This window comes from Trinickia dinghuensis, from assembly GCF_003367175.1.
GTDB classification, from domain to species: domain Bacteria; phylum Pseudomonadota; class Gammaproteobacteria; order Burkholderiales; family Burkholderiaceae; genus Trinickia; species Trinickia dinghuensis.
On sequence record NZ_QRGA01000008.1, the window covers coordinates 1 to 23,826 of the forward strand.

The window sequence follows — 23,826 nt, forward strand, 5'->3', positions numbered from 1 at the left end:
CGTCCGCCCAATCCTTTTTCGACATGCCCGGTTGTATTTGCACATTCCCGGAACCCGTCGGCAATGCCGGGACCTTGAAACTCTTGGTGGGGTTTGAGTTCTTGCCGTTATTGCTCGTGCTTTGCGCGTTGGCCGCGCTCGACGCGAAGCCGCTGGAAAGCGAAATCGTTAACAGCGCTGCGATTGCCAATGGGGCGAATTGGCGATGACGAGAGGTAATGTCGCGAACAGGCATAGCCGGCTCCTTGTGCTCATCCGCATGCGGTCTGAGCGGCGAACAGGGTTTTGGGGATGCAACGGCCCGCCTGGATGTTCGGGGGGAACGTCCCGGGAGGCATTCTCACGTTTGATGGCACGGGGCGAATAGGACGAAGGGGGTCGTGCGCTATTCGCAATCCTGCGTAATCAGCATGCACGGTTAAGCGAGTTCGCGGGCGATCAGATCGCACGAATATGTAGGGCGCCGCACACGGGTTTGGTGTGGTTGCTGATAGAGCAGTTCATATGTTGATAATTTCTTATTCAGAATTGACCGGAGCTCCCCTCTGAAATGCACACCGATGCATCGAGCCGAGAACGTCGTTCCGACGTTCTCGAAAGGGCTCTTCAAATCAATCCATCGAGTAGACTTGCTTGTAGCTGTCCCCACCCGGCGCACCAGCCGATTGCAGCTATCAGGGCACCTCGGTCTTCGGGGGTATCGGTGTCGCGGCAGTCCCATCGAAACGCATTCTCGAAGTTCGCCAAATGTGCCCCGATTGCCTCAACGTAGGCATGCTGTGATTGGACTTCGCCCGCGTGCGGCTGTCCCAGGGCATCGATCAGATGGGCACGGCACAGCACGGGGCCAGCATTTCCCGTGCATCGCCCGCAAACGAAGGGGAGCCAGCCGCTGCGGTTCTCAACGGCAAAGCGCCTTGCGTTGCTTGAATCTCGCCCCTGTGCAAGCCGCTCGAGCGGAGCGCTTGCGGCAGAATGCTCATCGTACTGAAGATCGCACATGTGGCACGGTCCTGTCTCACGCAGCATAAAGCGGCAAGCATTCGCCGGCATGAGACTGTGGACCCCACGATCATCGAGCACTTTTGTGGCGCGCTGTATCAGCGCGCGGTAAAGGATCGAGCAACCATGAATGAGGTGCGGCCGGAACGCCGCTTCGACGACGAAAAATGCCAGACTGTGACGAGCACAAAGCCCCCAATGTGCGTTCAACCGCTGCCGAACGTCGGGGTCCATGATACTGCCCTGAATGAACCACCACAGGAAGTCGACTTCCCCATCTGAAAGCTCCGGCCCTCGTTTGCTGTCTGCTATTTCGCGGTTTTGCATGACAGTCGCCGATTAACCCCTCAGCGAAGCGACGAGCCGCTTCGGCTTCAAGAGCAGTCCGAGTGCGTCCACCCCGTGATGGACTACGATGTCCGCGCTCTCAATCGCGTCGATAGCTGCACCTTCGGACCCGAGGATAGCGATTCCAAGGGCAGCCAGCTTGAGCATTGCTGCGTCGTTGCGGCCGTTGCCAATCACGACCACTCGATCCGCGCCAAGGATCTCAACGTACCGGCGCTTTGCCGCGCGTTGCTGCGCACCGTCGGGCAAACATACAAGCTCAACCGGCCAACCGGCGAGATGGTCGTGAGCGTCACCGTAAGTATTGCCCGTGACGATATGGAGCCTGAGTTGCGGCGCGAGAGCGGAGAGCCGCTCCTTCACCCCGTCGAGCGGCTTTCCGTCAATGGCAAGGCTGCCGTTATAGTCCGCTACGAGATGGTCGAGCGTAAGGTCGCCGAACCCGGGAATATCGATTGTAATCACGACACCTCCAAAGGAACAATCGGGCGCGTTATTCGACACTTGCACGCCCAGCTTCGAGGGCGGCCGATGTGCTCACGGCCGGTTCGACTTCGCGCTCTACGAATATCCGCCTATAGAGGTCTTCGCCGTAGCTAGTTTGCAGCGGCGCGGCCTCGATCAATTTAAACGTTCGTGTGCCGTCAGTGCGTCGGTCGGCCCGTAGAAAGAGAGCGGCCGGATCGCGTTGCCCGTGCAATTCATCCGCGAGCGCATAGAGGTGCGTCACAAGCACGATCTTCACGCGCTTTTGCAGCAACGCAGCAATGATTTGCAAAGCGATCTTGGCGCCTTCGCGCTCATTCGTCGCGGCAAACGACTCGTTTGAGAGAAAAAGAGCGTTCTCGCGCATGTGGTCGACGATCTCACTCATGCGCCCGAGTTCCTCGTCTAGCTTACCGCCCTGCATCGTCGAATCCTCTTCACGCTTGTAATGGGTGAATATCCCGTCGCAGACGTTCGCGGCAAATGACCTGGCTGCGACAAACATGCCCGCTTGCATCATGAGTTGGGCAAGGCCAACGCCGCGCAGGAACGTTGACTTGCCGCCCTCGTTCGCGCCAGTAACGACGACCAGCGCCTTTCCATCTGCCTTTGCGTCGTTACCGACCGGCGCAGTAGATAGATGCAATGCCAAGCTGACATCGCAAAGCTCCTCAGCCACATACGTTCTAGAATTTGCCGGGTGTGGCGCAGGAAAGCACACGAAAACGCCACGCCGCTCAAGCTCGTGACGCAGATTCAGGCAACCAATATAGAACGCAGTTTCCTCGCGCAGCATCGAGAAGAAGCTCAGGATATGGTCGGCCGACTGTGAAAGCGCGTTAGCGACCAGGCGAACGCCGCGTGCCTCGAGCTCGGACAGTGCTCTTGCGCCAGCCTCGTCGCGATCGGCGATTCGAAACGTCAACGCCGGCGCACGCCTGGCGAACAGCCGCCTGAGTAGATTTGGGTCCGGCTCGTGAGGCTTGCGCAAGACGTGAAGGATTCCTTTGTTTCCGTGTCCCAGGTGCGCACTGATAAGCGTGCCGTTTCGAAGCTTGAGCTCTTTCAGGCAGTGCTCGATTTCCCTAAAATAGTCGTCCGACAGCTCGCGGCTGATCATCGCGAAGAATTGCTCGAAGCCATTGGAGCGGAAACTGCCTGTATGGAAGTCGGCAACCTCACGCAACTTGTGAAGCACGACGAGGAAGGCCTGCACGAGATCACGCGCGCCATGCAGTACCATCCCCGGCGACGACGCAAAAATGCTGTGAAATGTGTGCCGCTCTGTCTCGAGCGCTTCCACCGCAATCCCGTAGAGACTTCGTGCAACGTCTTCGTGTTCGATGCAGTCGGCTAGCACCTCTTGGCGGTGGCGAATTTCCCCGAGGTCGGTCAAACTCGCCGGGACGACTTGCTTCGCGATCTCGTACAGGTATGCATCCCCCTGCGACATGGCTCGGTAGACGATCTCGAGGGAAAGATCCTGTGTCAGTGCGGTCTCATTCCAGAGCCGAGCGCGCCGCAGGTCAAAGTCGCGGCTGCAATGGAGCAGATGCGCCTTCATAGTCCGAGCCTCTCCTTGAGCCGGTCGTAGGTAAGACCGTAGTGCCGTGCGATCGACATCGCGTACGCCTCGGAACCCGCGTCACGTCGCCGAATTCGGTACGTTCGGATTTCCGGTGCCGCGGGATCGATCTCGCTCACCATACTGACTGCTTCGCCGGACAGCCGCGCGAGTTCCTCTATAAATGTCACGCAAACGCACAAGGCACCGAGCTCGATAATTTGGCCGATGATGCGTTTGCTGAGAAACAGGGCGTCTGCCAGCGTCGTCGAGCTGAAGATCTCGTTCATGATGATGACGCTGTCGGACGTCGCCTGCGTCAAAATTCCGTGCATGCGGTAAAGATCATCACGCAGTTTGCCCCGCATGTCCTTCGTGCTCTCTTCTCGCTCGAAGTGCGTAAAGAGTGCATTACACAGAAAGAGCCGAGCATTGTGCCCGGGTACGGGACAGCCAAGCCGAGTCAGGTAGTGAAGCTGACCGAACATCCGAGCGAAGGTCGTCTTGCCTCCGTTGTTTGGCCCAGACACGATCAGAAGGTGCTCGCCTTCGTTCAAGTGCAGCCCGTTGCAGACCACGCGCGCGTTATCCGTAGCCAGCTTGTGCGCTAGAACGAGATCGTAGGTCTCGTCGCAATGTGCGGCTTTGCTCGTGTCAGTAACCAGCGGATAGGAGAATTCGAGACCCTGCTCGCGGCACGGACCAACATAAGCGCCGTAGGCGAGATAGAACTGAATTTCGCGATCAAACGTTGCGATCGTTGCATCCAGATAGTCGGCATGCTGTTCGTGAAAAGCCGCGAGTTTTGAGAAGGGCTGCGGAGAGAGCCTGGCAACAAATTGGAGCACCTGCGCTTCCACGTGGTTCATTTGAGGTTGCTCACGAACTGCTTCACAGCGCTCCTTGGTAGCCCCCAGCTTGAATCTGTCGAAGATGCCGAGCACCTTGGCGCTGTAGTCGCTTTCGCTGTCGTACCGGCGCACTGTGACCGTGCTGCCTTTGACCAGCGTGCAATATTGGATTGAGGCGAGTTCGCGTTTGACGTCGTCCGCATCGCGCACAAGCGCCTGAAACGCTTCAGAGGCGAGATAACTCGTCAGATGCTGGAGAAACTCGCGAAAGCCTTTTGATCGAGGCTCGCACGCATGCAACTCTCTGGCGAAGGTGCCTAGCGTCATGCTGTACGCGATTGTGGATTCGAGGAACCACCATTGCTTTTGCAGGCTGTAATAGAGCTTTTCACCCTCTGCCCGCAAAGCGCGCATCTTGCGCATTCCGTCGGTCAGTAACTTGACGGAATCGTGCACAACCGGGTTCTCGAGATCACGCATGATCTCGTGGCGGTAGACGATGGCGCCTACGCGCGAAAGCGGCGTATAAAAGAACGACGCCAAGTCATATTCCGCGTAGCCCCGCGTCGCCTCGGCCACCATCTGGTCTAGATTTAGGTCGCCGAAAAAGTCAGGCTCGCCAGCTTGGTTTCCACTCGGCCTATCTTCGGGGGTCTCGAACAGGATGCTGTGAAAGGTCATGCGAACTCCCTCTTCACTTCGAGCTGTTAAGCGAAGTCGAGAAGGAGTGCACGTTTGACGATGGCGCCCGCTTACGAAGACGGCGGAACTAGCTGGCATACGCCTACGGCGCCCGATCCCGGGCTCGCAGGCATCATTAGCCCCCTTGAGGGGCGGTTATGGGAGGAATGCCATCTCCTGTGTTCCGATCAGTTTATGCCACGGGCGCGGACCGTTCAACCACGATCACCGACCGTTTAGCCAGCAGGGCGCCGCTGGGATGCAGTGGCGCTGTCTGCAAGAGAATGTTGCGGCGCAGAAACGTTTTCGCGTAGAATCCGCCGCTGGAGATGGCATTCCTCCCTATAACCGCTGGGCTTCCAGCTGATGATGCCTACGAATTCCTGGGTGCAGGAGGTCGTAGGCCGTCCGTAGAGCGGCGTTCTGCCGCCCAGGTTTGATGTTCTGTCAAATCTGAACAATATGAAGAAAATTAGCTCCCTCGAGCAAGTGGCAATGGTGTCGTACCTTTGCCGATGGCTCGTACTTTCGTGCGGCTTGGGCGCGCTTGCGGGTTCCGCGTCTGCCCTCTTTCTCGCCTCACTAGATCTAGCAACGGAAACTCGCTCTCACAATCCGTGGCTGCTCGCGCTACTTCCGATCGCGGGCTTCGCGACAGGCTGGGTGTACCACCGTGTGGGCAAATCCGTAGAGGGCGGAAACAACCTGCTGATCGACGAAATCCATGATCCGCAGAAAATCGTGCCGAAGCGCATGGCACCGCTCGTCCTCGTGGCCACCGTCATTACGCATCTGTTCGGGGGCTCGGCGGGTCGAGAAGGTACGGCCGTACAAATGGGCGGCGCGATCGCCGATCGAATCACGCACGCGTGCGGGCTAGACCGCGAGGATCGGCGAATCTTGTTGATGGGCGGAATCGCCGCTGGTTTCTCGTCGGTATTCGGAACGCCACTCGCAGGCGCCGTCTTCGGACTTGAGGTGCTCGCGATCGGTCGCATTCGCTACGATGCCCTGCTGACCTGCGTCATGTCCGCAGTCGCAGCTGACCAAGTGTGTCGTCTCTGGGGCATCCATCACACCGTTTATTTCGTTCCGTCAGTCCCCGCCGTCTCGATGACGGGGCTCGGCTCGGTGTTGCTTGCCGGAATCGCCTTCGGCGTCGTCGGCATGCTGTTCGCCGACTCGACGCACGCGCTTGCGGCATTTCTGAAGCGGACGATCAGCTACGGACCGATGCGCGCTTTCACGGGGGGCGTCATTGTCGCTGTCGCGGCAACGGTGCTCAACGTGCCCCAGTACCTGGGACTAGGCATCCCAACGATCGAAGCAGCCTTTCACGACCCACTTCCGGTCTACGACTTCCTCGGTAAGTTCGGCTTCACCGCGGTCACGCTGGCCTCGGGATTCAAGGGTGGAGAGGTAACGCCATTGTTTTATATCGGGGCGACACTCGGTAACGCACTCGGCCACGTGCTTGCACTTCCCATTCCCGTGCTTGCAGGGCTGGGCTTCGTTGCGGTATTTGCCGGCGCGGCGAATACGCCGATCGCTTCAACGATCATGGCGATCGAACTTTTCGGTGCGGACATCGGCGTCTATGCCGCGATTGCCTGCGTGGTCGCCTATCTCTTCTCGGGGCATACGGGCATCTATCGCGCACAGCGTGTCGGACATGCGAAACACCCCTTGCTACCCAACGGCATGCGTCTTTCCGACTTAGCGGCCTTGCGGCGCCGTCTGCCGGAACGCACTTAGCCATTTTCGATGTGATTCGTAACACCGATTTCTGAACAATTCAAAATGACCAAACTTACAGCACTTCGTCTCTATTTCCATCAGTCCGCCAAGGCGCGTCCGACTCGCCTTTGGCATCGGATCGCGCGGCAGAGTCTTGCACACCACCTATTGGGCCACGCGAAGCGAGCCGGCATTGAGCAGGCGGTGCTTCATCGAGTGCATGCCGGGTACCTTGCCGGCGATCGACTGCATCACGAACACGTGGAGAATGGCCATCACCGCTTCCCACACTGCATCGAACTCATCGACCTTGAGAACAAGCTACAGGATTTCTGGCAGGCACATCGTAACGATCTGCACGACGTGAGAGCGATCTTTTTGCCGTGCGAACTTGCACGAGACTAGCACCAAACTCCCCTCCAGCTGTTGCCGGTCGCTGCCTTCGCGCCCGGCTACAGCCGGCGACCCGATGGCCCGTACCGGGGAACAAACAGTGCAGGAATACCGTTCAGGCCGTGTTAGACTTTATTCAGGAGATGGCATTCCTCCTTTCAACCGCCGGCCACGCCGGCTGATGATGCCTACGAGTTCCCGGTCGGGAGGTCGTAGGCTGTCTAAGCGCCCTGCTGCCCGGATTTGACATTGTTCGAATCGGGTTTCTGCAACTTCACTTTCAGAAGCTCACCAAGCTCGCACATGCGGCGCGGCGGTCGCTCGTCACTGCACGGCCCGCATACCCGAGCTTCATTCTCAACCGCGTACGGAGTGCCGAATGAAAGGAAGTCAACTGACCGTATACGCAGCGAACCAGAGTCACCGTAAAGCGCACATGACTGTCGTCGAATGGATTCTCGATGAAGCAAGACAGGCCGGAATTCAAGGAGCGACTGTGATGGAGGCTACACAAGGCATCGACTCGCACGGCCGGTATCATGCAGCGCGCTTCTTCGATCTCGTCGACCAGCCGGTGGCAGTGACCGTCGCCACCGAGGACGAAAAGGCGGACGCGCTCCTCGCAAGGCTTCGCGCGGGCGGCGTGCGGCTCTTCTACACACGCTGTCCCATTGAGTACGAAACGATCGGAAGCACTGAGGACATGCCATGAATTTCCTTGAGATTCCGGCCGGCGACGATCCTCCGCACGAGGTCAACGCAATCGTCGAAATTCCGGCGCAAAGCGAACCCGTGAAATACGAGGCCGACAAGAAGCTGGGGCTGCTGCGTGTCGATCGCATCATGAGCGCCGGGATGCGCTATCCACAGAACTACGGATTCATCCCTCGCACGCTCGCGCGCGACGGCGATCCACTCGACATTATCGTGCTCGCGCCATTCGCGCTCGAACGCCTGTCGTTGATTGCCTGCCGACCAGTGGGTCTACTCGACATGACCGACCAAGCGGGTCCCGACGAAAAAGTGATCGCGGTCCCGATCGATTCCGTCTGCCCGGCGACAAAGTCCATTCGGCGATTGGCCGACGTCGGCGACTATGTGCTCGACCAGCTTAGATTCTTTTTTGAACACTATAAGGTCCTCGAGCCAGGCAAGTGGGTGAAGTTCGAAGGCTGGGGGGACGTCGAAGAGGCGAGTAGCGCGATCCTCACGGCCATGAGGGCATTCTGTACCCACGAGTGACAACGGACGATGGCAACAGCGCCTGTCGCGTAACCGATCATCCGGCCCCGTGCAAAGGAGCATGACGATGAGCAACGCCACTGCAATCGACAGCATCTTCGCGGATGAAATACTCGACTCCCGCGGCAATCCAACAGTCGAGGTCACGGTCACACTCGCGGACGGCACCTGCGCTAGCGCCGCGGTGCCCTCCGGTGCGTCCACCGGAGAGTTCGAGGCGGTCGAGCTACGTGACGGCGACGTTGCGCGCTACGGCGGCAAAGGAGTACTTGGGGCCTTGAGCAACGTCAATGGACCGATTGCAGAAGCACTTGTTGGACTGTCAGTCGACGATCAGCGGTATATCGATCGAACGCTGATAAATCTCGATGGCACGGGCTCGAAGAGCCGACTCGGTGCCAACGCAATTCTCGGCGCGTCGCTCGTCTGCGCAAAGGCTGCCGCACTCACGTGCGGCTTGCCGCTGTTTCGCTATTTGGGTGGAACCAACGCGCATGTACTTCCCGTACCAATGTTCAACGGCGGCAAACACGCGCACGGCGGACCAGACATGCAGGAATTCAAGCTGGTGCCCCTCGGCGCGCCAACTTTCCGCGAAGCACTGCGCTACGGCTCGGAAACGTATCACGCGCTCGCGACTGTCCTCGCCGAACAGGCTGCACCCGCCAATGTCGGCGACGAAGGCGGATTCGTCCCGAAACTACCGTCCAATGCGGCGGCGATGGACGCGATCATGCGAGCAATCGAAAGAGCCGGCTATCGGCCTGGCGAGGACATCGCTATCGGCCTGGACCCGGCGGCTAGCTCCTTCTATGACGGCGAACACTACCGCCTGGAACGAGACGGCAAAGTGCTGTCGACGCCAGATATGATCGCCTACTGGGAGGACTGGCTCTCGCGTTATCCGATCATCTCTCTGGAAGATCCGCTCGCCGACAGCGACTGGAGCGGCTTTGCCGCACTGACCACCCGGCTAGGCAAGCGCGTGCAGGTGGTAGGTGACGACTTGTTCGTGACCAATCGCGAGTTCTTGCGGCGCGGAATCCGAGAAGGATGCTGCAACAGCATCCTGATCAAGCTCAATCAGATCGGCACTGTCACGGAGACGCTCGATACGGCGAGGCTCGCGCTGTCTTCTGCATACGCCTGCCTGGTTTCCCACCGGTCCGGGGAAACGGAAGACACCAGCATCGCCGATCTCGCCGTCGCGCTCAATTGCGGTCAGATCAAGTCGGGCGCCCCTGCACGCGGGGAGAGGGTCGCCAAGTACAACCGGCTACTTGCGATCGAACGTATGCTCGGCGATCAGGCGATATATGCCGGCCGGGAGGCGTTCGGACATCTCCGACAGGAAGAGCGGCCCCCTGCCGGCACGCTCTAAGCAATACCTCGGCGCGATCGGCCTGTTCAGCACCGTGGCGCAGGTCACATGAGAACGGGCTATTGCAACGCAACATGAATAATTATTTGAATTCCATGCACTAAACTTCCCGTATACCCCGTCGGGGCGGGCAATTGACACGGGCATGTCACAGGGGCGAAGCCAATAACGCTCCACGCGAGCCGGTACGGTACGGCGGAGGTGAGCAATGAATGGCTATCAGTTGACGTTTTATACAGAGCAGAACCGCCGGCACGGCAATCAAACCGTCTGCGATTGGTTGCTCCATGAAGTGCGCAAGCTTGGCATCCGCGGTGCGACCGTCTTGAGTGCCTCGGAGGGTATCGGCCATGCGGGCGCTCATCATGCTGCCCACATGTTGAGCATTGCGGACCAGCCCATCCAAATCATCCTCGCGCTCACCGAAGACGAAGCCGAGCGGATTCTGACGACGGTGCGCGCAGAGAAGGTGCATGTGTTTTACACACGCTTCCCGATTGAATTTGGCGTGATCGGCGAGGAGCAGCCCACGAAGCAATCGAAGCATTTTTCGCTGTTCGGGCGCTCTGCGCATTAGGAAATTCGCGGACTTTGCTTACGCGGCCGCGTTTCCTATACTCCAGTCTGGCTTTGTGGAGATGGCATTCCTCCCTAACCGCCGCTAGCGACTGAGCGGCTGATGATGCCTACTAGGTCCCCGGGTGCTTCGGGGCCGGTAGACATTTTTTGCCGGCTCGATTTGACGAGCTTCCCGGGCATATCGTTGCCCAGAAGAACGAGAGAACATGGGAAGCATGCGCGAGGTGGCTCTCCAGGTCGCCCAGGTTCTAACTGTCGTCATACTGTCGCCGCTCCTATCCGGCGTTATCGCCCAGTGGGAAGAGCGCGTGCAACGGGCACGCGGTCCTGGCGTCGTTCAACCCTACCGTGACCTGTGGAAGCTTTTCCACAAACAACTCGTCGTTCCCCAAACCGCATCGTGGATCTATTGGAGCGCGCCCGTCATCGCGTTTACGTGCATGTTGACGGTGCCGATCCTCATCCCGGTGCTTACAGACTTTCCACTGCCGCTATCCAACATGGGCGACATCCTCGGCGGCGGACTGATTCTCACGCTAGGGTCATTCGTCATCACGCTTGCCGGCCTCGATTCGGGAAGCGCCTATGGGGGCATCGGCTCGAGCCGCGCTGTGATGCTCAGCATTCTCGCTGAACCCACACTGATCCTTGTGCTCGTCGGCATTACGCTACTCGCGAAATCGATGCTGCCGTTCGTCGTCAACCACCTGCTCGTCGCCCAGCCGTCCGTCTATTGGAGCCCAGCGCATCTGTTCCTCGTCCTCGCCTTCTTCGTGCTCATCCTTGTCGAGACAGACCGACTGCCGATCCATTCAAGCACGCACATCGAGGTGTACATGATCGAGGAAGCCCGCATTCTCGAATATTCCGGCCCGCTCCTCGCCTTGCTCAAATGGGCGTCGATGATGAAGCAGTTCATTCTGTACGTGATCTTCTGCAACGTGCTGACGCTCCCGTGGGGGCTCTCGCATCACGGAGTGGCGATCGGCGCCTTGGCGGCAGCGATCGCGCTCTTCCTGAAGATGCTCGCGGTCGCCCTTGTCGTCGTCGGGATCGAGACCGCGCAATCGAGATTGCGATTCTTTAGGTACCAAGAGCCGCTCGCGGCCTCGTTCATGCTTGCGGTGCTCGCAATCGCCGCCAATCAGCTACGGTGATCCGTCATGCTGCTCGCTCACTTGAGTCCGCTCGCCGCCTCGCTCTTCAGCCTGTTGGCAATTGGCAGCCTGCTGCTCGCATTCGTCATGCTCGGGTCGCATTGGCTCAAAAACTACCTGCTCGCTTTCACCGCTGAATCGTGGCTCATCGCCCTGCTCTCGGCCGCGGTTGGCTACTACGGTGGCTACCCCGAACTCTATCTGATTGCGGCCCTCACTGCGTTCTTTCGCGGGCTGATTCTCCCGTACCTGATCTGGCGGATCATTATTCGCCTCAATGTGGAGCGAGAGCTACACGTCGTGCTACAACCCAGCTCGTGCATGGTGTTAGGTGCTCTGCTCGTGCTCTTCGCATTTGTCGTCTCCGACCACCTTGGCGACACGCTCGGCCTCGGCGGCACCATTGTCGTACTGGCGCTGACCGTGATGCTTTCGATGAAGCTGATTGGCTTCCTGATGCTAGCCGTGCGGCACGAGGCCGTTAGCCAAGTGTTGGGCCTGTTGCTTCTGGAGAACGGGATATTTCTTGGCTCCCAAATCCTTGTGCCAGGCATGCCGATGCTCATCGAACTCGTACTGCTATTCGACTTGCTTGTCATCGTCGTCAGCTTCGGCGTGCTCGTGCGCTATCTCCTTGTACACGTGGGCAGCACAAGCAGCCGGCAACTCAGGCGTCTCGTGGGGTAACCATGCTCGAAACGCCGACCTACACGATCGTCATCGCACCCATCGCCGCGGCCGGTGTTTGCGCCTTGGGTGCGGGTCCCCGCGTGGCCGAATATGCGAATCTCGCAGCATCTATCGTTTGTCTCATTGCAGCAATCTTGCTCGCATATGGCGTAGGTGAACCCACGACGATGATGTCGGACTATGTGCTCGTCGACGCGTTCGGCACCTGGACGCTCGTGTGTACCGCGCTCGTCTATTGCTTCGCATCGATCTACGCGATCGGCTACATGCGGCTTCTCACGGAACACCACGATCGGCTGCCCAAGTTCTACGCACTCTTTGCACTCTTCGCCGCCACGATGATTGCGGGTCCGTTGATGAACAACATTGGCGTCTACTGGATCGCGATCGAACTGACGACGCTCGTCAGCACTTTTCTTGTCGGTTTCGAGCGAGACGAAGAAGCCATCGAGGCTGCTTGGAAGTACATCATCGTGGTCTCAGCCGGTATCAGCCTTGCTCTGCTTGGCACCGTATTGTTCTATTGGGCGGGCAGTCTCGTGATCGGTCCGACCTACGACGCTACCTGGGCGACTTTGCGTCACGCCGCCCCGCAGATGAATCCCGCGCTCACTCGCATGGCGTTCCTCCTCGTGCTCGTCGGCTACGGAACCAAGGCAGGCCTCGCGCCGATGCACACGTGGTTGCCCGACGCGCACAGTGAAGGCCCCGCACCCGTCTCCGCGATGCTGTCGGGCGCGTTGCTAAACACGGCGATGCTCGGCATCGCACGGTATCTGACGATCACGGATGCAGCCGGCCTGCCCGGCATTCCACGTACTGTCCTCGTTGCCATCGGAGCGTTCTCGCTATTGGTCGCGGCACTTTTCATCGTCAAGCAACAGGGCATCAAACGTCTGATGGCCTATTCAAGCGTCGAGCACATGGGCGTGCTTGCACTCGGGTTGGGCTTCGGAGGACCGCTCGCCATCGCCGCCGTTCTTTACCACATGCTCAATCACTCGCTTGCCAAGTCCCTGATGTTCTTCGGTGCAGGCAACGTGATGCGGGTGTTCGGCACCAAGCGCATCGACGAAATCCGCGGCGTATGGCAGCGCTTCCCCACGACGGGTATGCTCTGGCTCGCGGGCGCCGTGGCGATAACGGGCGCGCCACCGTTCGGATTGTTCCTTAGCGAGCTCACGCTAATGCGCGCCGGTTTCGCCACGCCCAATGCCTGGGCCGTCGTCGTGCTTATGCTGCTGCTGATCGTGATCTTCGTCGGCTTTCTGAATCATTTTCGGGCGATGTTCATGGACGACCGGCCCGTGCCCCAGGTGCAGGCACCTCACCCTGCCATTCACGCGAGCATGTGGATGACCGCACCGATGTGGTTCGCGCTGATCCCTATCTTCGTGCTCGGCGTTTGGTGGCCCGCAGGCCTCTGGCACTTCTTCACGAAGGTCGCGGCAGATCTCGGGGGGGCCGGGAAATGAGAAACTGCGCAATCGCTCAAATGTCCGTCCGGGAGGTCGACGGAGCAATCACCCGCCTGCTCGCGAGTGGCGGGCGGCTACAAATGGCCTATGCGTGGTTTCGCGATCCGGACGCGGCACAGTTGCGATACATCGCAAGCACACCGGGTCGACGCGAGTTCACAGGATGGCAGCTCGACGTCGGGATCGACGCGATACCAAGTCTCGCCGGACAATGCCCGCTCGCGGGTTGGTACGAACGCGAAATCATGGAGATGAGTGGCATCGCCTTCTCCGGGCACCCCGAACCCGAGCGCCTCGTGACGGCGCATTTGCCGCCCGCTGGGCGCGGACCGCTTGAACCTCCCGATGCGACGCGGCCAGGTGTAGCCGGTACACTTGCCGCGCCGCGCCTTCCGCAGGTCTCGGGCAAACACGTCCAGTTGCTGCCGTTCGGTCCCGTGCGGGCCGACGTGCTCGAGTCTGCGCAGTTCATCTTCTACTACGTCGGCGAAGGCATTCTCCACTATCACCCGAATCTCTTCTTCAAGCACCGGGGCATGGAGAAACAGTTCGAAGGCGCGAGTTGCGACGAGGGCGCGCTGCTGGCGGAACGTGTGTCGGGTATCGACACAGTCGCGCATGCGCTCGCCTACGCTCATGCGGTCGAAGACGCGACGGATTGCGACGTGCCGCCCCGCGCGCGCTGGCTGCGCGTGATCGCCGCCGAGCTCGAGCGGATCTACAACCACCTGCATTACCTTGGCCATCTTTGCCACACGACGACGCTCAAGGTCGGCGAAGCGCAAGGCAAGCTGCTCGAGGAACGCGCGAAGCAGATCGCCGCCCAGGCTTGCGGAAGCCGCCTGCTGCGCAACGTCGTGAAGCCCGGCGGCGTACGGCGTGATCTCGATCTCTTCGTGATCGCAAAGGGCCTCGACGCGCTGAAACCGGATCTCGAACGGTACGCAGAGCTGCTCGAACAGACGCCGAGTCATCTCGACCGGCTGCTCTCGACCGGGCTCCTCAGCCGCACCCTGGCATTCGACCAGGGCGCGACGGGGCCGGTGGAGCGGGCCTCGGGCATCGATCGCGATCTGCGCCGCGACCACCCTTACGCAGCCTACGACGCGCTTCGGCCGTCAGTCGCGGTCGAGCCGGGCGGTGATGCGCACGCGCGCATGAAAGTGCGAATCGCGGAACTGCGAGTGAGCATGGCGCTGATCGACGACGCGCTTGGCAGCAAGGCTCCGGACGGCCCGCTATCGGTGCGCTGCGTCGGCAACGCACATGCCGATGGACTCGGGTGGGCGGAGTCGTCGCGCGGCACGGCGATGTATGCACTGCACCTGGACGGGCGATCGCGCATCGCGCGCGCGAAGATCAAGGAGCCGTCGTTCTCGAACTGGCGCGTCTTTCCGTTCACGGTGCATGACAGCAACATGATGGACTACGCGATCAACGAAGCGAGTTTCGGATTGACGATTTCGGGCTGTGCCCGATAGGACGACTGCCATGCCGCTATGGACCTGGTTCGGCTTGAAAGAAGGCAGCGCCAGCACTGACTGGCCGCTGCGCGGCGACGCGCATGGCCAAGACGGCGTGCTCGGCATGCCGCGATACGAGCCCGCCCGATGCCGAGACGATTGCAGCGCGTGCGCGGATGCCTGCATGACGCAGGCGATCGCGCTCGAAGCCGGCAGCGGCGTTGAAAAGGCGCGGCCCCGAGTGGACTGGGGGCGCTGCATTGTCTGCCAGCGCTGTACGGAAGTGTGTCCAACCGGCGCGTTCATGCCGTCGAACGACTGGGCGGTCGCAGTCACGCACCGTGCCGAGCTCGTCTGGAATCCAGCCCCGGCGCACGAAGTACCGGCCGAATCGTCACGCCACGCGGCCGCGCCGTTCAGACGCAGCATCCACGTTCGCCACGTCGATGCCGGTTCGTGCAATGGCTGCGAGTCTGAGCTCCAGGCTCTCAACAACCCCTTTTACAACCTGCACCGGCTCGGCATCTTCTTCACGGCTTCGCCGCGCTTTGCCGACGTCCTGCTCGTCACCGGTTCGGTCACCCACGCGATGCGCGAAGTGTTGCTCACGACTTACAAGGCCATGCCTGAGCCCAAATGGGTTGTCGCGACCGGCACCTGTGCCGTATCGGGCGGTGTGACGGCCGGAAACTACGCGTGCGGCGAGGGGCTCGACGGTGTTCTACCCGTCGACGTGTACCTCCCCGGATGCCCGCCCAATCCCGCGGCCATCATCCACGCACTGCAGTTGATTGCGGGACGCTCGCGCGAGCGCATGCAAGGAGGACGAATTGAGCGCTGACCTCATCCTCGCGACCGCGATCGCCTGGGTCGCCGCATTCGTTCTTTCGCCCATGCAGGTAGCGCACGCGGTCGGCCGATGGCTGCTCGCCGCCGGCTGCGTGCTTGCGGTGGCAGCCTGCCTCGCGGCGTTGCCGAACGCGACAGCACATGTCGCGCTGCCCGTCGCCCTCGCTTCGCAGCCCGTAACGTTCCAGATCGAACCGTCTGGCCTATGGCTGATGGGATTCGGGCTGGCGCCCGCGGCATTCGCCTGCTGGCTCGGTTCTCCGCTTGCCCAGCGGTCGGGCAAATGGCAGGCCGGCGCGGCGCTGAGCCTTCTCGGCGCGCTCGGCGTATTCGGCCTGCAAGACGGCATGTCGCTGCTTGTCGCCTGGGAAGCCATGAGCCTCGGAGGCGCGCTCATGCTGGCCGGGGAAGATGCGCAATCGACCGGCGGCCGGTCCGTGCTCCTGATGCTGTCGTTGCTCGAAGTCGGCGCGGTCGCACTCGTCTTCGCGATCGTGCTGCTCGACCGCGTCACGGGCGGGGTCGGCTTCGACGTCTTCGCAGCGCGTGCGCCGCACGCGTCGACCGCCGCCATCTGGCTAGCGGGCGTCGCACTGCTCGTCGGCTTCGGAGCGAAGCTCGGCCTCGTTCCGTTCTATGAGTGGTTCCCCCGCGCCTATTCGAGCGGCAGCGGCGCGAGCGGCGCGGTGTTCTCCGGGGTTGTGCTCAACGCCGCCTACTACGCGTTGAGCCATAGCTGGAACGCGTGGCTCGGCATCGGAATGCACGGCAATGCCGCCTTCGGACTCGGAATCCTGGCGCTCGCGACGGGCGTCTCGAGCGCTGTGCTCGCGATACTCTATGCGTTCCAACAGGATGACTGGCGCACACTGCTCAGCTACTCATCCGCTGAAAATGCGTCGGTCTCGGTCGCGATGCTCGGCGCCACACAGCTTTTTCGTAGCAGCGGCCTGGACGACCTGGCCGGGCTCGCCTGGACCGTCGCGCTGCTGCATCTCGCCGGCCATTCGCTCGCAAAGGGTGCGCTCTTCCTCGTCGCGGACGGTGTTCGTGCATCGACGGCCCGCTACGACATCATTCCGCGCGGTTGGCTGCGCACGAGCGGCTTCATGCTCGGGCTCGGCGCGGTGTTCGCCGCAATGAGCCTCGCGTCGGTACCGCCTCAGGCCGGCTTCGTCAGCGAGTGGTACGTGTTCCAGTCGGTGTTTCAGGGTTTTCATCTGCCGTCGTTCACCGGTCGGCTCGTGCTCGTGCTGGCCGGCGCCGGGCTGGCGCTCGCCGCCGCCGTCGCGCTCGCGACGTTCGTCAAGCTCCTGGGGCTCGGACTCCTCGGCATCCCCGACGTGGGCTACGTGCAGCCCATCCCGCGCCGCTTCGCCGTGGCTGCCGGCACATTGGGCCTTGGCGTGCTTGCCGTCGCGGTGGGCGCGCCGCTCTGGCTCGATGCGCTCGCGGGCGGCGCGCAAGCGCTCTTTCACGCAAACAGCCCGCAGGCGATGGTATCCGGATGGCTGCTTGTGCCGCTCACCGACAAGTTCGCGTTCATCTCCCCGTCGAAGCTCGTGATCGCGATGCCGCTCCTCGCGCTAGTGCCGCTCGCGATGCTGGCACTCGCGAAGCGCTACCCGGTACGGCGCGCACCCGTGTGGTTCGGCGGAACAGCAGACACAGACCACGACGCGATGACAACGCCGCTGACCTTCTCCAATGCGATGCGCACGTTCTACAGCTTCGTCTATCTGCCGGTGACGAGCACCGAGCGTGAGCACGAGCAGCGCGAGTACTTCATCAAGCGGCTCGTCTTTTCGCACGGCGTCACGGATCTGTTCGAACGGCATCTGTTCCAGCCCATCGTCCGGTCCGTCACCTCGTGTGCCGGGAAACTCCGTGCACTGCAGTCAGGCAACCTCAATTTCTACCTCGCCCTGATCGGTGGGCTGCTCGTCGCGATCCTCGCGCTCACGCTCATCTAGCAAAAGATGGATCATGCCGATACCACCAGGCTCCATGAATCGCCGCGAAGCAGGTCCTTGTCGGCGAGGTGACGACGGATGAATCACATGGCAGACCACCGAGGACGGCAGGCCATGCATTTCGTGCTGCTGGTGGGTGCGTTGAGCTTCTTCGCTGACTTCACCTACGAGGGCGCGCGCAGCGTACTGGGGCCGTTTCTAGGCTCGGTTGGCGCATCGGCTACGATCATCGGGATCGTGGCTGGGTTCGGCGAGCTGGCGGGCTACGGGCTGCGCGTCGTGTCGGGTACCGCAGCCGACGCGACGCGACGCTTCTGGCCCATCGCGATCGTCGGCTATATCGTGCAGATGACGGCGGTGCCAACCTTGACGCTCGTGCATAGTTGGCAGGCCGCCGCGCTCCTGATCATCCTCGAGCGCATCGGCAAAGCGATACGCAATCCGCCACGCGACGTCATGCTGTCGTACGCGGCGCAACGCATCGGAGGGTATGGCTGGGCGTTCGGCATCCACGAGGCCTTCGACCAGATGGGGGCGATGATCGGACCGCTCGTCGTCGCGGCCGTGATCGCCCGAGGCGGCCAGTACGGGATGGCATTCGCGATGCTCGCCATTCCGGCCGCCGCCAATCTCTGCTTGCTCGCGATCGCCCGCTTCGTCTTTCCGCGGCCGCAAGACATGGGACACGACCATGAGGAGACGAACTCTCGGGAAGGGTTTTCATCGCGGTACTGGGTCTATCTCGTCGGCGCGGGCCTCGTTGCTGCGGGCTTTGCGGATTATTCGCTGATCGCATACCACTGGGCTCGCACCCATGTGCTCTCGACGAACTGGATTCCCGTCTTCTACGCGATAGCCATGGCGACGAGCGGGACCGCGTCGCTCGCACTCGGACGGCTATTCGACCGCTTTGGCTTCCGCCTGCTCATTTTCCTGACGATAGCAACGATGTTCTTCGCACCGCTCGTCTTCCTGGGACATGATCCGCGATGGGCGCTGGCGGGCGCAGTGCTCTGGGGAATGGGGATGGGCGTGCACGAATCGATCATCCCCGCCGCCGTCGCGCCGATGGTCGCCACGGCGAAGCGCGCGTCGGCGTTCGGGACTTTCACCGCAGCCTACGGCGCGTGCTGGTTCATTGGCAGCGCCCTCATCGGCTGGATTTATGACCGCTCCGTCGGCGAGGCCGTCCTCTTTTGCGTCGCCTCGCAAGCTGCGGCCATTCCCCTGTTCATCTGGGTCGGCAGATAGCGCTAAAATGGCAAAACTGATGGAGATGGCATTCTCCCAAATCGCCCGCCTGGGCTGATGATGCCTACCGGCCTGGAATGAAGGCCGGCTCGGGCCACCAATATTACAATTTCATTTCTCCATGACCGTCCTCTCTTTGATGGACTGCCGCATTCTCGGCGTGCGACTTTCTAGCCTAATAAATTTCGACTGCCCCGCTGATCCACTTCCGCTTCCCGTCCTCCCTTGCCCACCTAGATCCATCGAACGTTTTCTTGGACGGCTCAAAGCCAAATACAGCAAACCGCGCGCCCTTGCCCGTAAAATGCGAGGCAGATTCCGAGTCAACAACAAGACCGATGCCACACTCTGAGGCTGACCAAGCGACACGATTCGTCGCCATACCTCGTGCCCAAGACATTGCGCTTGCGACCTCGTGCGCCCATGCGGCGACGCTCGCCCCCTGGATTCGTGAACGAGAAGAGCCTTTCGAAGGAAAGACCGTTCAGTGACCTCCGATACGAGCTCCGCTCCACTCACGGCCGACACCCGCCGACAGGCGATCGATTCGTTACGGGGCTACGACTACCAAATTTGGCGGTCAGTCGAGGCTTGGACGAAACTCGGCGCCGGTCAATTGCTTTACCTGGAAGGTGCGGAAGACTTTGACGTCGTAGACGAAAACGGCGAGACCAGCACATCTCAGATCAAAAACTCCGGCAAGAACATCTCGCTCGGGTCCAACGACGTCCGCGAAGCCATCGAGAATTTCTGGGCGCACGTCGAGCGCAACCCAAGCCGGCCGATCAGAATGCGCTTCGTCACGCGAGGTGACGTTGGCTCGGAGAAAGGCGATCCGTTCCAAGGCGTGAAGGGAATAGATCTTTGGCGAATGGCGGCCGAGGGCGACGACGATGCCGCGTCACGCGTTGCTCGCCATCTGAGTTCAACCTTGCAGCCCCCAACCTTACGACGCTTTCTTGACTCCGCCGCCGCGACCGAGTTGCGTTCAAAGCTCTTCGAGCGCATCGATTGGGCGACAAAGGAACCCTCGACGGACTCGGTTCAGCTCGCCGTGGAGCGGGCGGCAATCGATTTGGGCGACGAGCGGGACATCGACCACAACGAGTCGCTGAAAGCTGTCGACGGACTTCTCGCCCATTGCGTCGAAACGATCAAGCATCGCGACGTCAACCTACGCTCCCTGACCAGAGCAGATCTGCTCAGGGTATTTGAGGCCAAGACGAGCATGATGCTCCCCTTGACGCGAGACCTCGTCTCTCTAATGGGGCGAGCACTGGCAGCCGAGCAAGGCGCGATGCCAGGGCAACTGCCCTCGGTCTCTTTCTCGTCCCCCGCCATGTTGGGCGTCGAACCGCCACTTCCGCGGTTCTGCTTGCCTCGTCGATCGCTGGTCGATGCAATCGCGCAACGAGGCGGCCCCGCGCTTATTGTCGGCTCCGAAGGGCGAGGAAAGACCACCGCGGCGAGCTTGGTCGCAAAAGAACTTGGCGGCGTCGATTGCTGGGTCGATTTGTCGGCATTTGACACGTCGGTGCTGCCTTCGGCATTCGACCGTTTGCTTCTGGCGATTCGCGACCTGCCCTCCCGAGCAGTGGTTGTTGTGGACGATTTTCCGGTCGCAACCACCATTACGCAAGCGGTGTGGACGCGATTCAGCGCGGTGGCCGAGCAGTGCGCGCGACGCGAACAATTTTTGATTCTCACGGCGAAAGGGGTTCATCCTGAGGCAGTCGATCCTCGGCTGCGGACGGCTGGCATCCATATTCATGCACTGCCCGACCTTTCACGGGAAGAGATCCGCGAGTTCGTGTCTGCGCTCGGCTGCCCTAGCGACCAGAGCTCACAATTTGCTGCGGCAATTCTTGCGCGAAGCGGCGGCGGGCATCCGAAACTCGTGCATCTGCTGGGTCTCGAATTGCAGGACGCTGATTGGCACAATACACCCGCCACAGTGATGGAAAACCCGCCAGCAAGCATTGAACAGGCGCGTGCGTTCGCTCGACGCGAGGCAGCGAGCACGCTTCCCGACACAGACCTTGACCTTCTTTACTCGCTCAGTCTCGCTCTCAGCTCTTTAGACCGCGAGGCGGTCTTGTTCATTGGAGAGGAGTTCGTCGGCCTGCGCTCGCCAGGAGATGCGCTTGATCGCCTGGTCGGCCGATGGGTCGAAACGCAGTCATCTCATGAATACAAAATCACAGCGCTCCTCACTCAACAGGCCAAGTCGGTGTGGTCCCCCAAGAAGGTCGCACAAGCGCACGAATGCATCTTCGATGCGCTCGTGGCCCGTAGGTCTGTTTCGATGGACAAGGCTTTCGCGCTCTTCATGCACGCGTGGGAAAGCGGAGACGACAGACGCCTTTCGTCGTTTTTGTCCTCCCTGATCGACGAGAAGTGGGTGCTACGCGGTGCCGCCGCGGATTTTATAACCCCGATTGTCTTTGTGGCGCGTGGAGATAGCGCGAATACGGGGGTGTTCGACGCGCAGACGATCGCTCTCTTGAGGCTGACACAATTTCGAATCGCAAAGCAGTGGGCCACAACCGAACTTCCTCGCCTTGCCACGGAATGGGAAAACTCCATAGCGCGCATAGAAGATTCTAAGCAGCGAGGGGCAAACCAGTTCATGTGGGCCATGTCGGTGGCCGATTCGCCGGATCAGTCATTCGGGGCGAGAACCGTTGTTCATGCGCTTGAAGAGATCAATCGGTTGGAGTCCGCCATTCCCGACGCGCCGATCGGTGAAGGGTTGACCGCCGAGCTATGCCCTGGTGGGATAACGAAAGACGCCGATTTGATCGCCTCCTTATTTGGCTTCAATTTCGCCCGCTGCAAAGATGTGGACCAGTTGCGAGAATTTATTGACGCGCTTGAAGCAACAACTCCCGCGGCTCGAGATCGGATGCTGAAAGCGTTCACCATCCCCATGTTCAGCAGAAACCATTTGTTCGTGCAGGGGCCATGGAAAAACGAGGCAAATCGAGAGGCGCCTCGCTGGCTGCTCGCCGAAGAGACGCTGCTCAGAATGCTTTCGCTTGCGGGACAATGGAACGCGAAGGCGATGGGGGTTTCCGCCGCCAGATTGCTGTCGGTCCTTTACGAAGACCACTTGTCTCGCGGCGCAGACGCCCTCGCATGCCTCCGAACGGCCATCGAGAGCTTTGGCGACGCTCCCGTCTTGATAGCGCAGGAAGCGTCCGTCTACTTTGGGAGAAAGGATTTCAAACAAGCATTGAATTTGTGGAAAGGGTCGCTATGGCGCCCCTCGTCCTCGAATGCCGATCTCGAACGCGACCCCCATGTTTTACGCAAAGCGGGCTACGCTGCGGGAACCTTGGGGGACTTTGGCGCAGCATCGGAGTGGTTCGAGATCGCGTCGCGAAGCGCGAGCGAAAGCTCAATGCCAGCGATGACGGGAGGCGCGCTCTTCGACGCTGCATATTGCGCGTTCAAAGACGGGGCACGCTCTCGAGTGGTTGCGCTTATCGTCGCGGGGCTGTCAGCGTTCGAGCGAGACTTTGACCCAGCCAAACAATTCGACCTGTTTGCCGCCAAAAAGCTCGGCGGCCACGTGCTCCGCTGGATTGTGGAACAGCTTCGCGGCAAGTTCGAATCTGAACCGATTTCCGAACCTCAGATCGGCCAGTGCAGCAACCCGCACCGCAACAAATCCATCGCTGAACTGCCCAAACTGCCGTCAGATATGGCGGCGGCGTTTGTGATCGAAATTGCATCGTTGCTGCGCGTCGAAAGCGACGGCGTCAATGCACTTCGCTCCACGCTGTCCCAGTCGAGGGTGTTGGCAGCCGGATTCCAGTATTGGAACCTCCGCTGCAATGAGCTATTCGACCGCGGCCAATTCGAACAGTTGTCAGACGGACTCTACGGCCTGAGCGAATACTTTTGGCGGCATCGAGCGCAACAGAGGAACGAAATCGCCTCATTGACGGACGCTCTCGCGCCATTTGAGGGCGAAGTGCTAGATGTTGATCGGTCCGCGCCCATGGGCATGGAATCGGTGTTCTGCCTCGCCCTGTTCATCCGAGCCCTTTCGGGCGGCTCCGTCGAGGAGCTCGCCGCTGCCTGGATCGCCGACCTCGGTGGTCTACCCCATGGCGCGGCGCTTCTCGGCGAAGCGCGCGAGGCGCTGCGAGCGATCTCCGTCGACCCAGTCGACGCGACGAAGCTAGTCATGACCACCGACGCAAAGCAGATCGACAGATTGGGCGCTGTTTTCCGCCTCCTCATGGAAAGCCAACGCAGCCCTGAGACAACGGCAAGGTGCCAAATTCGAACTCTGAATTGGCTATCAACGTTGCCGAGCAAAGTTTTTCTCGACTCGGCGTTCAAACCTCTCGCCAAAGTGTTCTCGAGCATGTGGCGAGAGCACGCGCGCACTCCGGCGTTGCTGCGATCGCCAAGCCTCTCGGTCCCATTGCTGCAAGAAGCCGTTCGCGAAGACGGGAACGCCCCTCAGCAACTTGGACAACTGCTCAGAGCCGCCTCGCTAGCTACGGGGGCGCATCTTCCACAACCGCTGCTTGATCAACTGAACAACGCGGCGACGCTTCATCGAGCGCGTTTGCCGTGGTAGTCCGTCGGTAGCGGCCATCGCCTCGAGGTTGTATCTGCCGCCCATCCCTTCCTTGACGCCGGGCGTCATACCGTTCCAGCGCCTTCCATCCCTCCCCAGAATCT

Annotated in this window: 18 protein-coding genes, 1 pseudogene and 5 riboswitches; of the genes and pseudogenes, 14 read left to right on the top strand and 5 right to left on the bottom strand. The window is 60.7% G+C overall.

Annotation, left to right across the window (positions count from 1 at the left end; all coding sequences use genetic code 11):
• From DWV00_RS33690 to DWV00_RS14730, 5 genes and pseudogenes are all read right to left on the bottom strand, one after another.
• Positions 1-235: pseudogene (locus DWV00_RS33690) on the bottom strand (hypothetical protein); the annotation flags it as partial.
• Positions 236-606: 371 nt separating this feature from the next.
• Positions 607-1,329, bottom strand: a complete 723-nt coding sequence (locus DWV00_RS14715) for a hypothetical protein (protein ID WP_115534344.1) — start codon at positions 1,327-1,329, stop codon at positions 607-609.
• Positions 1,330-1,341: 12 nt separating this feature from the next.
• Positions 1,342-1,815 (bottom strand): HAD family hydrolase, encoded by a 474-nt coding sequence (locus tag DWV00_RS14720; protein WP_115534345.1) that lies wholly within the window; start codon positions 1,813-1,815, stop codon positions 1,342-1,344.
• A 28-nt stretch (positions 1,816-1,843) separates the two neighbouring features.
• Complete coding sequence (locus DWV00_RS14725) at positions 1,844-3,400, bottom strand: MutS-related protein (RefSeq protein ID WP_115534346.1); 1,557 nt, start codon at positions 3,398-3,400, stop codon at positions 1,844-1,846.
• Positions 3,397-4,932 (bottom strand): MutS-related protein, encoded by a 1,536-nt coding sequence (locus DWV00_RS14730; protein WP_115534347.1) that lies wholly within the window; start codon positions 4,930-4,932, stop codon positions 3,397-3,399. Before DWV00_RS14730 ends, DWV00_RS14725 begins: the two co-directional genes overlap by 4 nt.
• A gap of 120 nt (positions 4,933-5,052) precedes the next feature.
• Positions 5,053-5,119, bottom strand: a riboswitch (Fluoride riboswitch).
• A 129-nt stretch (positions 5,120-5,248) separates the two neighbouring features.
• Positions 5,249-5,315, top strand: a riboswitch (Fluoride riboswitch).
• 79 nt (positions 5,316-5,394) lie between these two features.
• Between DWV00_RS14730 and DWV00_RS14735 the strand changes: the two genes are divergently transcribed.
• The 14 genes from DWV00_RS14735 (at position 5,395) to DWV00_RS14800 (ending at position 23,722) form a co-directional block, all read left to right on the top strand.
• On the top strand, positions 5,395-6,687 hold the full coding sequence (locus DWV00_RS14735) for a voltage-gated chloride channel family protein (protein WP_115534348.1): 1,293 nt from the start codon (positions 5,395-5,397) through the stop codon (positions 6,685-6,687).
• Positions 6,688-6,732: 45 nt separating this feature from the next.
• A complete protein-coding gene (locus DWV00_RS14740) occupies positions 6,733-7,074 on the top strand; it encodes a DUF190 domain-containing protein (protein WP_245964885.1) in 342 nt (113 codons plus the stop codon).
• Between the two features lie 118 nt (positions 7,075-7,192).
• Positions 7,193-7,260: riboswitch (Fluoride riboswitch) on the top strand.
• Positions 7,261-7,441: 181 nt separating this feature from the next.
• Positions 7,442-7,774, top strand: coding sequence for a DUF190 domain-containing protein (locus tag DWV00_RS14745; protein WP_115534349.1), 333 nt, complete (start codon positions 7,442-7,444; stop codon positions 7,772-7,774).
• On the top strand, positions 7,771-8,304 hold the full coding sequence (ppa, locus tag DWV00_RS14750; RefSeq protein WP_115534350.1) for an inorganic diphosphatase: 534 nt from the start codon (positions 7,771-7,773) through the stop codon (positions 8,302-8,304). Before DWV00_RS14745 ends, ppa begins: the two co-directional genes overlap by 4 nt.
• A 67-nt stretch (positions 8,305-8,371) precedes the next feature.
• Positions 8,372-9,685, top strand: a complete 1,314-nt coding sequence (gene eno, locus DWV00_RS14755; RefSeq protein ID WP_115534638.1) for a phosphopyruvate hydratase — start codon at positions 8,372-8,374, stop codon at positions 9,683-9,685.
• A gap of 208 nt (positions 9,686-9,893) precedes the next feature.
• Positions 9,894-10,262: a DUF190 domain-containing protein gene (locus tag DWV00_RS14760; RefSeq protein ID WP_115534351.1), complete on the top strand. Its 369-nt coding sequence runs from the start codon at positions 9,894-9,896 to the stop codon at positions 10,260-10,262.
• Between the two features lie 48 nt (positions 10,263-10,310).
• A riboswitch (Fluoride riboswitch) is annotated at positions 10,311-10,381 on the top strand.
• 89 nt (positions 10,382-10,470) lie between these two features.
• Entirely contained in the window at positions 10,471-11,421 is a 951-nt protein-coding gene (locus DWV00_RS14765) for a respiratory chain complex I subunit 1 family protein (RefSeq protein ID WP_245964886.1), read from the top strand.
• Between the two features lie 6 nt (positions 11,422-11,427).
• Complete coding sequence (locus tag DWV00_RS14770) at positions 11,428-12,108, top strand: hydrogenase (protein ID WP_115534352.1); 681 nt, start codon at positions 11,428-11,430, stop codon at positions 12,106-12,108.
• A gap of 2 nt (positions 12,109-12,110) precedes the next feature.
• On the top strand, positions 12,111-13,586 hold the full coding sequence (locus DWV00_RS14775) for a proton-conducting transporter transmembrane domain-containing protein (RefSeq protein ID WP_115534353.1): 1,476 nt from the start codon (positions 12,111-12,113) through the stop codon (positions 13,584-13,586).
• 20 nt (positions 13,587-13,606) lie between these two features.
• The gene (locus DWV00_RS14780) at positions 13,607-15,070 is read left to right on the top strand and encodes a hydrogenase large subunit (RefSeq protein ID WP_245964887.1); all 1,464 of its coding nucleotides are present in this window, start codon (positions 13,607-13,609) and stop codon (positions 15,068-15,070) included.
• Between the two features lie 10 nt (positions 15,071-15,080).
• Positions 15,081-15,893 carry an NADH-quinone oxidoreductase subunit B family protein gene (locus DWV00_RS14785; protein ID WP_115534355.1) on the top strand — a complete coding sequence of 271 codons (813 nt, stop codon included), beginning with the start codon at positions 15,081-15,083 and terminating at the stop codon, positions 15,891-15,893.
• The gene (locus tag DWV00_RS14790) at positions 15,883-17,874 is read left to right on the top strand and encodes a proton-conducting transporter transmembrane domain-containing protein (RefSeq protein WP_245964888.1); all 1,992 of its coding nucleotides are present in this window, start codon (positions 15,883-15,885) and stop codon (positions 17,872-17,874) included. Before DWV00_RS14785 ends, DWV00_RS14790 begins: the two co-directional genes overlap by 11 nt.
• Positions 17,875-17,961: 87 nt before the next feature.
• Complete coding sequence (locus DWV00_RS14795; RefSeq protein WP_245964889.1) at positions 17,962-19,125, top strand: MFS transporter; 1,164 nt, start codon at positions 17,962-17,964, stop codon at positions 19,123-19,125.
• A 12-nt stretch (positions 19,126-19,137) separates the two neighbouring features.
• A riboswitch (Fluoride riboswitch) is annotated at positions 19,138-19,199 on the top strand.
• A gap of 413 nt (positions 19,200-19,612) precedes the next feature.
• Entirely contained in the window at positions 19,613-23,722 is a 4,110-nt protein-coding gene (locus tag DWV00_RS14800) for a hypothetical protein (protein ID WP_115534357.1), read from the top strand.
• The last annotated feature ends 104 nt before the right edge of the window (positions 23,723-23,826 follow it).